Annotated in this window: 18 protein-coding genes and 1 riboswitch; of the genes, 17 read left to right on the top strand and 1 reads right to left on the bottom strand. The window is 34.4% G+C overall.

Annotated elements, in window-relative coordinates; all coding sequences use genetic code 11:
- Window positions 1-24 precede the first annotated feature (24 nt).
- From atpE to fabZ, 11 genes are all read left to right on the top strand, one after another.
- Window positions 25-243, top strand: a complete 219-nt coding sequence (atpE, locus tag LQ693_RS10875) for a F0F1 ATP synthase subunit C (protein ID WP_016998905.1) — start codon at window positions 25-27, stop codon at window positions 241-243.
- Between the two features lie 99 nt (window positions 244-342).
- Complete coding sequence (locus LQ693_RS10880) at window positions 343-867, top strand: F0F1 ATP synthase subunit B (protein ID WP_239703210.1); 525 nt, start codon at window positions 343-345, stop codon at window positions 865-867.
- Window positions 867-1,406 (top strand): F0F1 ATP synthase subunit delta, encoded by a 540-nt coding sequence (locus tag LQ693_RS10885; RefSeq protein ID WP_025904481.1) that lies wholly within the window; start codon window positions 867-869, stop codon window positions 1,404-1,406. Before LQ693_RS10880 ends, LQ693_RS10885 begins: the two co-directional genes overlap by 1 nt.
- An 18-nt stretch (window positions 1,407-1,424) precedes the next feature.
- The gene (atpA, locus tag LQ693_RS10890; protein WP_025904482.1) at window positions 1,425-2,939 is read left to right on the top strand and encodes a F0F1 ATP synthase subunit alpha; all 1,515 of its coding nucleotides are present in this window, start codon (window positions 1,425-1,427) and stop codon (window positions 2,937-2,939) included.
- Window positions 2,940-2,970: 31 nt separating this feature from the next.
- Window positions 2,971-3,840: an ATP synthase F1 subunit gamma gene (gene atpG / locus LQ693_RS10895; RefSeq protein ID WP_025904483.1), complete on the top strand. Its 870-nt coding sequence runs from the start codon at window positions 2,971-2,973 to the stop codon at window positions 3,838-3,840.
- Between the two features lie 18 nt (window positions 3,841-3,858).
- Window positions 3,859-5,274 (top strand): F0F1 ATP synthase subunit beta, encoded by a 1,416-nt coding sequence (gene atpD / locus LQ693_RS10900; RefSeq protein ID WP_025904484.1) that lies wholly within the window; start codon window positions 3,859-3,861, stop codon window positions 5,272-5,274.
- Between the two features lie 22 nt (window positions 5,275-5,296).
- Window positions 5,297-5,701, top strand: a complete 405-nt coding sequence (locus LQ693_RS10905) for a F0F1 ATP synthase subunit epsilon (protein WP_025904485.1) — start codon at window positions 5,297-5,299, stop codon at window positions 5,699-5,701.
- A 58-nt stretch (window positions 5,702-5,759) separates the two neighbouring features.
- Window positions 5,760-5,990 carry a DUF1146 family protein gene (locus LQ693_RS10910; protein WP_025904486.1) on the top strand — a complete coding sequence of 77 codons (231 nt, stop codon included), beginning with the start codon at window positions 5,760-5,762 and terminating at the stop codon, window positions 5,988-5,990.
- Window positions 5,991-6,140: 150 nt separating this feature from the next.
- The gene (murA, locus tag LQ693_RS10915; RefSeq protein ID WP_025904487.1) at window positions 6,141-7,436 is read left to right on the top strand and encodes a UDP-N-acetylglucosamine 1-carboxyvinyltransferase; all 1,296 of its coding nucleotides are present in this window, start codon (window positions 6,141-6,143) and stop codon (window positions 7,434-7,436) included.
- Window position 7,437: 1 nt separating this feature from the next.
- The gene (locus LQ693_RS10920) at window positions 7,438-7,722 is read left to right on the top strand and encodes a DNA-directed RNA polymerase subunit beta (protein ID WP_025904488.1); all 285 of its coding nucleotides are present in this window, start codon (window positions 7,438-7,440) and stop codon (window positions 7,720-7,722) included.
- Window positions 7,722-8,159, top strand: a complete 438-nt coding sequence (gene fabZ, locus LQ693_RS10925; RefSeq protein WP_025904489.1) for a 3-hydroxyacyl-ACP dehydratase FabZ — start codon at window positions 7,722-7,724, stop codon at window positions 8,157-8,159. The genes LQ693_RS10920 and fabZ overlap by 1 nt, the downstream gene beginning before the upstream one ends.
- Before the next feature lie 239 nt (window positions 8,160-8,398).
- Here fabZ and LQ693_RS10930 read toward each other — a convergent pair whose 3' ends face one another.
- Window positions 8,399-8,836: a YwpF-like family protein gene (locus tag LQ693_RS10930; protein ID WP_025904490.1), complete on the bottom strand. Its 438-nt coding sequence runs from the start codon at window positions 8,834-8,836 to the stop codon at window positions 8,399-8,401.
- 180 nt (window positions 8,837-9,016) lie between these two features.
- Between LQ693_RS10930 and LQ693_RS10935 the strand changes: the two genes are divergently transcribed.
- From LQ693_RS10935 to yidC, 6 genes are all read left to right on the top strand, one after another.
- Entirely contained in the window at window positions 9,017-9,586 is a 570-nt protein-coding gene (locus LQ693_RS10935) for a single-stranded DNA-binding protein (protein WP_037589776.1), read from the top strand.
- 368 nt (window positions 9,587-9,954) lie between these two features.
- Entirely contained in the window at window positions 9,955-10,821 is an 867-nt protein-coding gene (locus LQ693_RS10940) for an aggregation-promoting factor C-terminal-like domain-containing protein (RefSeq protein ID WP_107572983.1), read from the top strand.
- A 125-nt stretch (window positions 10,822-10,946) separates the two neighbouring features.
- Window positions 10,947-11,045, top strand: a riboswitch (TPP riboswitch).
- A 97-nt stretch (window positions 11,046-11,142) separates the two neighbouring features.
- Window positions 11,143-11,955, top strand: a complete 813-nt coding sequence (gene thiD, locus LQ693_RS10945; protein WP_025904493.1) for a bifunctional hydroxymethylpyrimidine kinase/phosphomethylpyrimidine kinase — start codon at window positions 11,143-11,145, stop codon at window positions 11,953-11,955.
- Window positions 11,948-12,739 (top strand): hydroxyethylthiazole kinase, encoded by a 792-nt coding sequence (thiM, locus tag LQ693_RS10950; RefSeq protein ID WP_103361440.1) that lies wholly within the window; start codon window positions 11,948-11,950, stop codon window positions 12,737-12,739. Before thiD ends, thiM begins: the two co-directional genes overlap by 8 nt.
- Window positions 12,740-13,381 (top strand): thiamine phosphate synthase, encoded by a 642-nt coding sequence (gene thiE / locus LQ693_RS10955; protein ID WP_107565672.1) that lies wholly within the window; start codon window positions 12,740-12,742, stop codon window positions 13,379-13,381. It abuts the gene before it with no gap.
- Between the two features lie 81 nt (window positions 13,382-13,462).
- Window positions 13,463-14,332, top strand: coding sequence for a membrane protein insertase YidC (gene yidC, locus LQ693_RS10960; protein ID WP_025904496.1), 870 nt, complete (start codon window positions 13,463-13,465; stop codon window positions 14,330-14,332).
- Window positions 14,333-14,448 lie beyond the last annotated feature (116 nt).

Consider the following 14,448-nt stretch of genomic DNA (forward strand, 5'->3'; position numbering starts at 1 on the left):
TTTATTTCTAGGAGGAAAATTATAATGAGTTTAGGTGTATTAGCAGCAGCAATCGCGATTGGTTTAGCAGCATTAGGAGCAGGTATCGGTAACGGTCTTATCGTATCAAGAACAGTAGAAGGTGTTGCACGTCAACCAGAAGCACGTGGTCCATTAATGACAATCATGTTTATCGGTGTTGGTTTAGTTGAAGCCCTTCCTATCATTGCAGTAGTAGTAGCATTCATGGTAATGAATCGATAAGCTAAAATATTTTTAGAACAGGCGGAGTCTATCTAAAAAGGATTTCGCCATTCATTTATGAGATGTTATTCATCTTTAATTGCAGTGAAAGGAGTGTAGTTGGCAGTGGATCAAAACGTATTAGTTTTAGGAGCAGCAGGTGGCGGTGTCGAATGGGGAACAGTCTTATTTACATTGATCACATTTATTATCCTGCTTGCCTTATTAAAAAAGTTTGCTTGGGGACCATTAAAATCAATTATGGATGAGCGTGAGAACGCTATTAATAAAGATATTGATGATGCTCATGAAGCAAAAGTAAACTCTAAGAAATTAGAAGAAGAAAATAGAAATCTATTAAGAAAAACTCAAGAAGAAGTACAAACAATTCTTGATGATGCGAAACATCAAGCTAAAGTACAACAAGAGCAAATTATTAATGATGCAAATGTTAAAGCAAATGGCTTAGTACAATCAGCTCAAGCAGAAATTCAACAAGAGAAACAAAGAGCTATTGCAGATATTAATAATAGAGTTTCAGAACTTTCTGTATTAATTGCTTCTAAAGTAATCAATAAAGAAATCTCTGAACAAGATCAAAAAGACCTTGTTGAAAAATACATTAAAGAGGCAGGGGATAAATAATGGCGAATATTAGTCAGAAATATGCCCAAGCCTTATATGATGTAGCTGAAGCGCAAGATTTAACAGACAGCGTCTTAGATGAACTTACTCAAGTAGCAGAAAGTGTTAAAGAACAAATTAGTGATTTAAAAGCAATTGATAACAATCCTAAATTAGCAAAAAACGACAGACAACAATTTGTTGACAATGTATTTAAAGGTGCTTCTAAACCTTTGTTAAACACATTATACCTACTTGCTAATAACAGTAAATTGTCACTAATTCCAGAAATTCATAAAGATTTTAGCAAAATATACAATCAGGTACATAGCCAAGATTTAATGAAAGTTGAATCTGTGTATCCTTTATCTAATGAAGAATTAGACGAAATTGGTAAAGCATTTATTAAAAGAACAGGTTTGAAAAAACTTATTTTAGAAAATCAAGTTAATGATTCTTTAATTGGTGGTATTCGTGTTTCCATAGGTACTAAAGTATACGATGGTTCCATTCAGAATGACTTAAATCAATTAGCAAAATCATTTCAACAAATGAAATAATATTAAGGAGTGACATAGATGGCCATTAAAGCTGAAGAAATCAGTGCTTTATTACGCTCTCAAATTGAAAACTATGAGTCAGAAATGTCAGTTACCGATGTTGGTACAGTTATCCAAGTCGGCGATGGTATTGCATTAGCTCATGGTTTAAATGACGTTATGGCTGGCGAACTATTAGAGTTCCATACTGGCGTTTTAGGGTTAGCACAAAACTTAGAAGAAAATAATGTAGGTATTGTAATTTTAGGACCTGCAGAAGGTATTAAAGAAGGCGACGAAGTTAAAAGAACTGGTCGTATTATGGAAGTACCTGTAGGGGAAGAATTAATTGGTCGTGTTGTAAATCCATTAGGTCAACCATTGGATGGACAAGGTCCAATCAATACATCTAAGACTCGTCCTGTAGAATCACCTGCAACAGGTGTTATGGATCGTAAATCAGTTGATGAACCATTACAAACTGGTATTAAAGCGATTGACGCATTAGTACCTATTGGACGTGGACAACGTGAGTTAATCATAGGTGACCGTCAAACTGGTAAAACAACAGTTGCGATTGATACAATTCTTAACCAAAAAGACGAAGATATGATTTGTATCTATGTTGCAATTGGTCAAAAAGAATCTACAGTTCGTACAGCGGTAGAAACTTTACGTAGACATGGTGCTTTAGATTATACAATCGTTGTATCTGCGTCAGCAGCTCAACCAGCGCCATTATTATACATTGCACCTTATGCTGGTGTAAGTATGGCAGAAGAATTCATGTTTAACGGTAAACATGTATTAATCGTTTATGATGATTTAACAAAACAAGCAGCAGCTTACCGTGAGTTATCATTATTACTTCGTCGTCCGCCAGGTCGTGAAGCTTACCCAGGTGACGTATTCTACTTACACAGTCGTTTATTAGAACGTGCTGCTAAATTAAATGATGACTTAGGTGGCGGTTCTATTACGGCATTACCATTTGTTGAAACTCAAGCAGGGGACATCTCAGCATACGTTCCAACAAACGTTATCTCAATTACTGACGGACAAATATTCTTACAATCAGACTTATTCTTCTCTGGTGTAAGACCTGCGATCAACGCTGGTTTATCTGTATCACGTGTAGGTGGTTCAGCTCAAATTAAAGCGATGAAAAAAGTAGCAGGAACATTACGTCTAGATTTAGCATCATACCGTGAGTTAGAATCATTCGCTCAATTTGGGTCAGATTTAGACCAAGCTACGAAAGCTAAATTAGAACGTGGTAAACGTACAGTAGAAGTACTTAAACAAGATCAAAACAAACCATTGACTGTAGATCGTCAAGTTGTTATTTTATACGCTTTAACTAAAGGTCATTTAGATGATATCCCAGTTGAAGATATTACACGATTCGAAGATGAATTCTTAAATTGGATTGATGCAAATGCAAGCGATCTATTTAAAGAAATTCGTGAAACAAAACAATTACCATCTGATGATAAATTTGTTTCAGCAATCGATGCATTCAAAAAAGTATTTAATAAATCTCATGTAGAGTAATATTAAGCTTTAAATAAAAGGTGGTGAAATTGTGGCTTCACTAAGAGAAATCAAAGGTAGAATTACTTCTACTCAAAAGACTAGTCAAATTACAAAAGCAATGAATATGGTTTCAAACTCTAAATTGCGTAAAGCAGAAGAGAACACGAAAGCATTTCAACCATATATGGATAAGATTCAAGATGCTGTAACAGCTATTGCTTCTAAGAGTACAGATGTTAATCATCCAATGCTTAAAACAAGACCTGTAAAACGTTCTGGTTACTTAGTTATTACTTGTGATAAAGGACTTGCAGGACCATATAGTGCTAACATTTTGAAAAATGTCGTTAACGATATTAAAGAAAAGCATAACAACAATAGTGACGAATACGGCATTATTGTTGTCGGACGAGTAGGCCGAGACTTCTTCAAAGCTAGAGGATATAACATCATTGAAGAGTATGTAGGTTTACCTGACCAACCAACATTTAAAAATGTACAAGCTTTAACTGAAAAAGCTGTAGACTTGTTTAATGAAGAGTTTTATGATGAGTTAACAATTTACTACAGTCATTTCGTGAGTGTGCTTGAACAACAAGTTAAATCTAAAAAAATCTTACCATTATCTGATGAAGATACTGGAAAAGGTTCTAGTATGATGGCTGGTTATGAATTTGAACCAGATAAAGAAACAATTTTAAAAGTTATCTTACCGCAATATGCAATTAGTTTAATTTATGGTGCATTATTAGATGGTAAAGCTAGTGAACATGCATCAAGAATGACAGCTATGAAGAATGCAACAGATAACGCTTCAGAATTAATTGATGAATTATCATTACAATATAACAGAGCTCGTCAAGCTGCAATTACTCAACAAATTACTGAGATTGTAGGCGGAGCAGCTGCACTCGAATAATGATTAGGAGGAATTTACATGGGATTAGGCCGAGTAACGCAAATTACAGGGCCAGTTATTGATGTACGCTTCCCACATGGTGAATTGCCAGAACTTAATAATGCTTTAACTCTTAAAGTTGAACGTCCAGACGGATCAAGCTTTGACTTAGCATTAGAAGTTGCATTACACCTTGGTGATGATGTTGTACGTTCTATAGCAATGGCATCAACTGATGGTGTTAAACGTGGACAAGAAGTTACTGATACAGGAAGACCTATTTCAGTACCAGTTGGTGATGCTACATTAGGTCGTGTTTTCAATGTATTAGGCGAAAAAATTGATTTAGGTGAAGAAATTGATGAAAGCGTACGTCGCGATCCAATTCATCGTTTAGCACCTAAATTCGAAGATTTATCTACAAAAGTAGAAATTCTTGAAACTGGTATTAAAGTAGTAGACTTATTAGCACCTTATATCAAAGGTGGTAAAATCGGTTTATTCGGTGGTGCCGGAGTAGGTAAAACAGTACTTATTCAAGAGTTAATCAATAACATCGCGCAAGAACATGGTGGTATTTCTGTATTCGCAGGTGTAGGTGAACGTACACGTGAAGGAAATGACTTATACTATGAAATGAGCGATTCAGGTGTTATTAAGAAAACAGCGATGGTATTCGGTCAAATGAACGAGCCACCTGGTGCACGTGCTAGAGTTGCACTTTCTGGCTTAACAATGGCAGAATACTTCCGTGATGAGCAAGGACAAGACGTGTTATTGTTCATCGATAACATCTTCCGTTTTACACAAGCAGGTTCAGAGGTATCAGCATTATTAGGCCGTATGCCATCTGCCGTTGGTTACCAACCAACACTTGCTACTGAAATGGGACAATTACAAGAACGTATTACATCTACTAATAAAGGATCAGTTACATCTATCCAAGCAGTATTCGTACCTGCCGATGACTACACTGACCCAGCGCCAGCAACAGCTTTCGCTCACTTAGATGCTACTACTAACTTGGAACGTAAATTAACGGAAATGGGTATCTATCCAGCCGTTGACCCATTAGCTTCAACATCACGTGCTTTAACTCCAGAAATTGTTGGAGATGAACACTATGATGTTGCGCGTCGTGTACAACAAACGTTACAAAAATATAGAGAGTTACAAGATATCATTGCCATACTTGGTATGGATGAATTATCTGATGAAGATAAGAAAACAGTTGAACGTGCTCGTCGTATTCAATTCTTCTTATCTCAAAACTTCCATGTAGCTGAACAATTTACTGGTCAAAAAGGTTCATACGTACCAGTTAGTCAAACTGTACAAGATTTCAAAGCTATTCTAGAAGGACAATATGACCATATCCCAGAAGATGCTTTCCGTTTAGTCGGTGGTATTGAAGCAGTTCTTGAAAATGCTAAAAACATGGGTGTAGAGGTCTAATAATAATTAGGAGGAATGGAAAATGAATACATTTACCTTAGATGTTGTCACTCCTAATGGATCTGTTTACTCAGCAAAAGAAGTAGAACTTGTTGTTTTACATACTGAAACTGGTGAAATGGGTGTAATGGCTGGACATATTCCAACTGTTGCAGCTTTGAAAACAGGATACGTTAAAGTAAACAAAGCAAGTGGTACGGAGTATTTAGCTGTTTCCGAAGGATTTGTTGAAGTAAGAACTAATAAAGTTACAGTTCTAGTTCAAGCGGCTGAAACTGCCGATGAAATAGATAAAGACCGTGCGATTAATTCTAAAGAACGTGCTGAAGAACGATTGAAAATGAATCGTGATGAAGTAGACTTTAGACGTGCTGAACGTGCACTTCATCGTGCAATTAATCGAATTGAAGTGGCTAAATTTAGATAAAATACAAGGCTGAGACAGGTGATGTCTCAGCCTTATATTTTTAGAAGGAGTTGTTAATATGGAATATTATGGTCAATTAGGTATTATCGGACTTTTACTACATGTCATCTGTGTATGCTTAGCATTTTGGGCACTCCAAGGCGTACGATTAGAACAAATTTTTAAGAAAAATCATGTTGCGCAAGCTCAAACATTTATTATCATCTTATCTATCATATTAGGTACGGCTGTAAGTCGTTTTATTTTAGATATACTCCAATATTCGCTACAATTAAGATTGCTATTTTAATAATAAGAAAAAATTACATAAATATATGAAAAAAGAACAAAAAAGTAGTATAATATTTTGGTGATGTTTATGAATCAAGAAAAATGTGTATTAAATAAATATATACATTTGTAAAATAAATAAAAGTGAAGTTTTTTGGAGGATAATTATATGGATAAAATCGTCGTGAAAGGCGGAGCAAGTCTTAATGGCACAGTTGTAGTCGAAGGGGCAAAAAACGCAGTATTACCAATATTAACAGCTACACTTTTACCAAGTGTCGGTCAAAGTGTATTAACGAATGTACCTAAATTAAGTGATGTAGATACAATTAACACAGTACTTACGCATTTAAATGCAGATATAGAATATGATGCAGATCATAACACTGTAAAAATAGATGCATCAAATACATTAAAAATCGAAGCACCATATGAATACGTAAGTAAGATGAGAGCGAGTATTTTAGTTATGGGTCCTTTATTAGCAAGAGAAGGTCATGCTAGAGTCGCTTTACCTGGTGGTTGTGCAATTGGTTCAAGACCGATTGAACAACATTTAAAAGGATTCGAAGCTTTAGGTGCAGAAATTGAACTACATAACGGATTTATTGAAGCAACAACACCTAATGGATTAAAAGGGGCTAAAATTTATTTAGATTTCCCAAGTGTAGGTGCTACTCAAAATATTATGATGGCAGCAGTACTTGCAGAAGGAAAAACTGAAATTCAAAACGTTGCAAGAGAACCAGAAATTGTAGATTTAGCTAACTATCTAAATGAAATGGGTGCACAAGTACACGGTGCTGGCACGGATACAATTAGAATTACAGGTGTTAGTCAATTACACGGTGCAGAACATGCTATTATTCCAGATAGAATTGAAGCTGGTACATTTATGATTGCAGCAGCAATTACTAGAGGAAATGTTAATGTTATTGGTGCAATTAGAGAACATATGACAAGCTTAGTGTCTAAATTAGAAGAAGCTGGAGTTCAAATTACGGATATCGAAGATGGATTAAATATTCAAGTACCTGGTGAAATTAAAGCTATTGATGTTAAAACAATGCCACATCCAGGATTCCCTACAGATATGCAATCTCAAATAATGGCTCTATTATTAACAGCTAATGGTACTAGTAAAGTAACTGAAACAGTATTTGAAAACAGATTTATGCATGTAGAAGAATTCAAACGTATGAATGCAGATATTTTCATTAACGGTAGAAGTGCAATGATTACAGGTAACAGTAAATTACAAGGTGCAGATGTAAAAGCTACAGATTTAAGAGCTGGTGCATCATTGATTCTTGCTGGACTTGTGTCTGACGGATATACAAACGTTACAGAACTTAAACATTTAGATAGAGGTTATGTTGATTTTCATGGTAAACTTAAAGCATTAGGTGCAGATGTTGAACGCATCAATGATAATGGCAAGTTAAACGATAAAGCGAGGGTTTAGTATGGCTGAAACACAATCATCAAGATCTGACGATAAAAAAAGAAAGTCAACTTATCAATCTATTAAAGAGAAACTTCAAAGAAATAGAGTAGAAACAATTCAAGGAGTGGAAGTAGAGCATCGTGTCATTCCATTATGGATTAAATTACTTATATTATTAGTATTAATGATTTTATTATTTATTGTTGGAACTATGATTGGATACGGTATACTTCATAATCCATTTGGGGTGTTTAATCCCGAAACTTGGCAACACATCTTTGATTTAACTGGAAGGAGCTCATAATGGAAACTATTTATGACTTTAACGAAATTAAAAAAATTATACCTCACCGTTACCCATTTTTATTATTAGATAGAATAGTAGAATTAGAAGACGGTAAACGTTGTGTAGGTATTAAACAAGTAGCAGGTAACGAACCATTTTTCCAAGGACATTTTCCTGATTATGCAGTAATGCCAGGCGTATTAATCGTAGAAGCATTAGCACAAACAGGTGCAGTTGCAATGCTACGCTTAGAAGAAAACCAAGGAAAACTAGCAATGTTTGCAGGAATTGATAAATGTCGATTCAAAAAACAAGTTACACCAGGTGACACTCTAAGACTTGAAGTAGAAATAAACAAAATAAAAGGTCCAATAGGAAAAGGAACAGCAAAAGCAACAGTAGATGGAGAAGTTGCATGTAGTTGTGAAATTAGCTTTGCTATTGTAGATCAATAAATAGAAAAGAGAAAACAGGCGACTGTTTTCTCTTTTTTTCTGCTTATAAATGAGATGGAATCGTATTAGGGACAGAATTCTGAGAAATGTCCGTAAGTGGTGTGATTAGGGACAGAATTTTGAGAAATGTCTCTAAGTGAGCGCCCACCTAACTACCAGAATTCAGAATAATGATAGTTAAACACCCAAATATACACCTAATAAAAAATCTAGGACCGTTAAGTGTCCTAGATTTTTCTTTATATATTGCTTTTTTCGTCTTTTAATTTTGGTTTAGATTGCATCAATCTATTAAATGATGTTTTAAGCTCATCTCCTGATAAGCCTTCATCTATAAGTTGCTCTAATAATCGTTCTGCATATACTTGTCGTAATGTATAGATATGACATTCAAATACGACGGATATTTTATCTTCTAGTTGTTCTATGTATTTGATGGTTGCATCAAATAATGCTGGGTCATTTGAAGGTCTTGTTATAACGACACGTGTATCAAGTAAGGTTTGGTTATCGTGATATTCTTTCATTTGTTCATAATGGATATCTGAAATTAAGATCTCTAGTAGCCATCCTGTACCACTATTTTCTTTATTTATAATGATACCATCTAATAATTCATATTCTGTAATCTGTTCATCGTCTACAATTTGAAAGCGTACGGCTTTAAATGTTTTCATAAACATCCCCCTTATCGTTAAATCTACGAATGTTTAACTTTGTTATCTATTATAAAGCACTTTTGCATGAAATAACAATAATCATAAAATAAAGTGAAGAATAGGTGTTTATTTTATGATTTATCGGACTTTGACTGAAAAAATTGACTCATTATATTATAAGTATAAGGAGGTGAGAATATGTTAAATAAATCTGTATTAGTTGGACGTTTAACTAAGGACCCTGCATATTATAAGAAAGGCGAAATTATCATTTCTACATTTTGTTTAGCTGTTGAACGCGGATATAAGACTAAAGATGGCACGATTGCTGTTGATTTTATTGTATGTAAAGCATTTGGTAAACTTGCACATAATATTCATGAATATACTAAGAAGGGACAGCTTGTTGCATTAACGGGGCAAATTCAATCAAGAGCATATGTTAAAGATGATAAGAAACACTATATAACAGAAATTATATGTGAAACGATTAAATTCTTAAATATGCCTGCATCAAGTAAATCAACGATCCCTCAAACGAAAGAGGAAATGAGTGAATTAATTAGCGAAAGTGCTGAAAGTTATGCTAGTGACCTTTCATCTAAAGTAGCAAAAGAAAAATTACGAGCTGAAGCATTAGCTAAAGAAAATGGTGAAAATAACTTAGATGAAAAGTTATATAGTGAATATCACAATGTCGTTGACGTTATTAAAGAAACTGAACAACAAACTCCTGATGCTGATGCATCAAAAGTAACAACCTCATAGCATTAAACTTCAATAAAACTATTTATAGAAATACTTCCGAAAATAAATATTCTTGATTCTAAATTCCGAAACTTGCTGTCTTGCTGTAGGGCAGCAAGTATACATAATTACAAGTAATTGTTTAAAAAATTACATGAATATGACAAATTGTCTGATAATTAATTTTGTTCAATCTTTATAAATCCCTTTGTTTAGCTATTTTAATCATTGATATTCAGAATATTGTCTGAAAATTAACGTAATCTAACTGTAATATTAGCTGTAATTTTTTCATATAGCTGTAACCTATGACATAAAAATAAGTGGTATAGTTTAAACAGTAAAAATCATATAAAAAGTGAAAACCTTACAGGAGGAAACATTCAATCATGAAAAAATTATTAGCAGTTTCAACTGCGGCAGTTGCAGTTACTACAGGGGTAACAGCTACAGCCGATGCAGCAACACATACAGTAAAATCTGGTGATACTTTAGGTAGTATTTCACAACAATACGGTACTTCAGTAAGTGCTATTAAAGCAGAAAATGGTTTAAAATCTAACTTAATCTTCCCTAACCAAGTAATCAAGGTTAACGAGAAAAGTTCAGAATCAACTACAGAATACACTGTAGTAGCAGGAGATACTTTAGGTAAAATCGCAGCTAAATACGATGTAACTGTATCTCAATTAAAAGCATGGAACAACTTATCTTCAGATCTAATCATTGTTGGACAAACTTTATCATTACAAGCTCCAGCTCAATCAGCTGAGCCAGCTAAAGCGCCTGTAGCACAACAAGCGCCAGTTCAACAAACTCAAGAACAAGTTGCAGCACCAGCTCAACAACAAAGCTACCAAGCGCCTGTTCAATCATACAAAGCGCCAGCTCAACAATCTTACCAAGCTCCAGCTCAACAAACATATAAAGCACCAGCTCAACAATCATACCAAGCTCCAGCTCAAAAAGTTAGAACTACTCAAACTTCAACAGCTAGCACTGGTGGATCTACTAAAGCTCAATTCTTAGCTGCTGGTGGTTCAGAAGCTATGTGGAATGCAATTGTATTACCAGAATCAAGCGGTAATCCAAATGCAGTAAGTCCAAATGGTTACCAAGGTCTTGGTCAAACTAAAGAATCTTGGGGTACTGGTTCAGTAGCTACACAAACTAAAGGTATGTTAAACTACGCTAAAAGCCGTTACGGTTCAGAATCAGCTGCTATTGCTTTCCGTCAAGCTAACGGATGGTGGTAAGCCACACACTTTAATCTAAAGTGGCTATAAATTAATTTATCCAATCGCCTAGGAAATATCCTAGGCGATTTTTTAATTTGACCACAATACGTCTATTTGATAATCTTAAATAAACTGAATATATGAGTGACTGCTAGGGGCGCCATTTGGCTGAGATGAATTAATTCAGTCCCTTAACACCTGATTTGGATAATGCCAACGTAGGAAAGTGGTCGATGAACGTTTTTACAACTATTAATTGACCTCTTTCTTATGGAAGAGGTCATTTTTTATGAAGTTATAAATAATAGAATTATAAATATAAATTTGAGGTGGATTACAATGAAAAAACCGAATATAGCATTAACGATTGCTGGAACGGACCCAAGTGGTGGAGCGGGTATTATGGCAGATTTGAAGTCATTTCATGCGTCAGGCGTTTATGGAATGGCAGTTGCTACAAGTATCGTTTCTCAAAATAGTTTAGGTGTACAAGATGTTTACCATTTACCTGTTGAAGTTATTGAAAGCCAATTAAGAAGTGTCTTTGATGATGAAGTGCCACATGCTATCAAAACAGGTATGATTGCATCAGAAGAAATGATGCAAACGATTAAACCATTTATTGAACAATCTGGTAAGCCGTATGTTATTGACCCAGTCATGGTTGCTAAAAGTGGTGATGCTCTAATGGATGATGAAGGGAAAGGGAAACTTAAAGAAATATTATTACCATTAGCTACAGTTGTTACACCAAATATTCCAGAAGCAGAAGATATTACTGGATTTAAAATTCAAACTGAAGAAGAAATTAAAAAAGCTGGTGCATTTTTCTTAAATGAAATTGGATCTAAAGGTGTAGTTATAAAAGGTGGGCATCTGGAAGGTGATGCAATCGACTATTTATTTACTGAAAATGGCGTGAAAAGTTGGAAAAGTGAAAGATTTAATACAAAGCATACACATGGAACAGGTTGTACATTTAGTGCAGTAATAACAGCAGAATTAGCTAAAGGTCATACAATTGAAGAAGCGGTAGAAGTAGCTAAAAGATTTATTACTTTAGCTATTCAATATACACCAGAAATAGGCAAAGGTAGAGGTCCAGTGAACCACTTTGCATATCAAAAGATAGAGGGATTAGATTATGAGTAAATTAACAAATATTAGAGAAAATAGTCCATTAATCGTATGTTATACAAATGATGTCGTTAAAAACTTTACAGCAAATGGTTTAATTTCATTAGGCGCAAGTCCAGCAATGAGTGAAGAACCTGAAGAAGCAGAAGAATTCTCAAAGGCAGCAGGTGCTTTTCTTCTTAACATAGGTACGATTACGACTGATAAAGCCTATGATATGAAACAATATGCTGAAATTATGCATCAAAATGGTGTTCCAGTAGTTCTAGATCCAGTTGCTGTTGGTGCATCACAATTAAGAAAGACTTTTTGTACGACATTATTAAATGATGAAGTGGTTGATGTTATAAGAGGCAATGCATCAGAAATATTAGCGCTTATAGAAGAAGATACAATTATGAAAGGTACAGATAGTGATGATACGCTTGATGCTGTTAAAATTGCGAAAAAAGCACATCAACAATTAAAGCTACCTATTATCATAACTGGTAAAGTCGATGTCATTGCATGTCATAATAAAATCATCGAATTGCACAATGGTAGTGAGATGTTAACGAAAGTAACTGGTGGAGGTTGTTTATTAGGTGGGGTAATAGCTGCATTCTTATCTCATGAAAATACTATCACAATAGACTTATTAGAAGAAGCGTTATCAACTTACAACATCGCTAGTGAGATGGCATATCAACAATCAGGAGCACATTTACCTGGTACATTCCAAATTTCGTTTATAGATCAACTGAATGTTATAACAGAAGACATTGTTAAAGAGAAAAAGATTGTGAAAGAAGTGAACTAAATGTTTGATCCAAAAACGTTAAAAGTATATTTTATAGCAGGCAGTCAAGATATTGCTGATGGTAATCTTATAAGTGTTGTTGAAGAAGCTTTAAAAGCAGGCATCACGATGTTTCAGTTTCGTGAAAAAGGTGAGACGAGTAAAAAAGGGGCAGAAAAAGAAGCCCTTGCAAAATCATTATTTGAGCTTTGCAAGCAATATCAAGTACCATTTATCGTCAATGATGATGTAGATTTAGCAATTAAATTAAATGCTGATGGCATACACGTCGGTCAAGATGACCGAAACGTATCTGATTTTAAAGATAAGTTTAAAGACAAAATCATTGGCTTGAGTGTTGCAAATAAAATGGAATATGATCAATCTGATATATCCGAAGTGGATTATATTGGAACCGGACCTATACATTCTACAAATTCTAAAGCTGATGCAGGAGAAGAAGGTGGGTATCAAATGATTGAGAACATGAGAAAAATCAATCAAAATATTCCTATCGTTGCAATCGGCGGCATTACTGAAGTTGATGTACAACCGCTTATTAAAGCTGGCGCAAATGGTGTAAGTGTTATCTCTGCTATAGCGAAAAGTCAAAATATTGAACAAACTGTGAAGGGCTTTCATAAACAGTATAAAAATATTTGATAAAATTAATATATTGATTTATGTTGTCGCTATTCTATGATAGAATGAGTTTTATGTGAGTATATCAATAGAGGTGGAAAAATGAAGAAAAAAGCTTTATGGCCATTATTATTTGGTGTAATGGTTGTGCTAGCTGGTTGTGATTATTCTAAACCTGAGAATAGGGATGGATTCTTTTATAATACATTCGTAAAACCGATGGATAGTGTTATTCATTGGCTTGGTACAAATTTGAATCACGATTATGGTCTAGCTATTATCGTTATAACATTAATTGTTCGTTTTGCGTTATTCCCATTTATGATGAAGACGTACAAGAATCAAAAGTTAATGCGTGAAAAAATGAAACTTGCTAAACCTGAAATGGAAGCAATTCAAGAAAAAGTTAAACGTGCTCGTACTCAAGAAGAAAAAATGGCAGCCAATCAAGAAATGATGGCATTATACAAAAAACATGGTATTAATCCAATGAACATGGGTTGTTTACCAATCGTTATACAAATGCCAATCGTCATGGGATTATTCTATGTATTAAAATATCCTACTGAAGGCGGAATTACAGAATATCCGAATTTCTTATGGTTTAATTTAACTGAACCTGATTTAATTATTACGATCATTGCAGGTATCATTTATGCATTACAAGCATTTGTTTCTATGAAGTATGCGAATGTTCCAGATGAACAGAAAAATATGATGAGAATGATGATGTTTATTTCTCCAATTATGATTATTTGGATGTCATACATTTCAGCATCTGCATTAGGTTTATACTGGGCAGTCGGTGGTGCATTCTTAGTTGTTCAAACATGGTTAGGTAATGTCTTCTATAACAACAAAGTTGAAGAAGAAATGAAACCAATCATTGAAGCACATGAAAGGAATCAACAAGAAGCTAACAAAGAGAAGAAACCAGCTAAACTCGTTTCTAATAAAAAGAAAAAGAAATAAAAGCAAAAAAACAAACTAATCATTGGGCACTGCACCCTTACTAAGGGAGCTCAATAAAAACACTATTTTCTAGGCTGCTAATTCCCTATATTCTATAGGGGATAAGTAGCCTAGTT

Origin of the sequence: Mammaliicoccus sp. B-M6 (assembly GCF_022386965.1) — a bacterium.
GTDB classification, from domain to species: Bacteria; Bacillota; Bacilli; order Staphylococcales; family Staphylococcaceae; genus Mammaliicoccus; species Mammaliicoccus sciuri_A.

Excerpts from the sequence above, each read along its gene's own strand:
- yidC (WP_025904496.1), top strand. The coding sequence starts at position 13,463 with ATGAAGAAAAAAGCTTTATGGCCATTATTATTTGGTGTAATGGTTGTG.
- LQ693_RS10885 (WP_025904481.1), top strand. The coding sequence starts at position 867 with ATGGCGAATATTAGTCAGAAATATGCCCAAGCCTTATATGATGTAGCT.
- thiD (WP_025904493.1), top strand. The coding sequence starts at position 11,143 with ATGAAAAAACCGAATATAGCATTAACGATTGCTGGAACGGACCCAAGT.
- murA (WP_025904487.1), top strand. The coding sequence starts at position 6,141 with ATGGATAAAATCGTCGTGAAAGGCGGAGCAAGTCTTAATGGCACAGTT.
- LQ693_RS10920 (WP_025904488.1), top strand. The coding sequence starts at position 7,438 with ATGGCTGAAACACAATCATCAAGATCTGACGATAAAAAAAGAAAGTCA.
- atpA (WP_025904482.1), top strand. The coding sequence starts at position 1,425 with ATGGCCATTAAAGCTGAAGAAATCAGTGCTTTATTACGCTCTCAAATT.
- thiM (WP_103361440.1), top strand. The coding sequence starts at position 11,948 with ATGAGTAAATTAACAAATATTAGAGAAAATAGTCCATTAATCGTATGT.
- LQ693_RS10905 (WP_025904485.1), top strand. The coding sequence starts at position 5,297 with ATGAATACATTTACCTTAGATGTTGTCACTCCTAATGGATCTGTTTAC.
- atpD (WP_025904484.1), top strand. The coding sequence starts at position 3,859 with ATGGGATTAGGCCGAGTAACGCAAATTACAGGGCCAGTTATTGATGTA.
- atpE (WP_016998905.1), top strand. The coding sequence starts at position 25 with ATGAGTTTAGGTGTATTAGCAGCAGCAATCGCGATTGGTTTAGCAGCA.
- fabZ (WP_025904489.1), top strand. The coding sequence starts at position 7,722 with ATGGAAACTATTTATGACTTTAACGAAATTAAAAAAATTATACCTCAC.
- thiE (WP_107565672.1), top strand. The coding sequence starts at position 12,740 with ATGTTTGATCCAAAAACGTTAAAAGTATATTTTATAGCAGGCAGTCAA.
- LQ693_RS10940 (WP_107572983.1), top strand. The coding sequence starts at position 9,955 with ATGAAAAAATTATTAGCAGTTTCAACTGCGGCAGTTGCAGTTACTACA.
- LQ693_RS10910 (WP_025904486.1), top strand. The coding sequence starts at position 5,760 with ATGGAATATTATGGTCAATTAGGTATTATCGGACTTTTACTACATGTC.
- LQ693_RS10930 (WP_025904490.1), bottom strand. The coding sequence starts at position 8,836 with ATGAAAACATTTAAAGCCGTACGCTTTCAAATTGTAGACGATGAACAG.
- LQ693_RS10935 (WP_037589776.1), top strand. The coding sequence starts at position 9,017 with ATGTTAAATAAATCTGTATTAGTTGGACGTTTAACTAAGGACCCTGCA.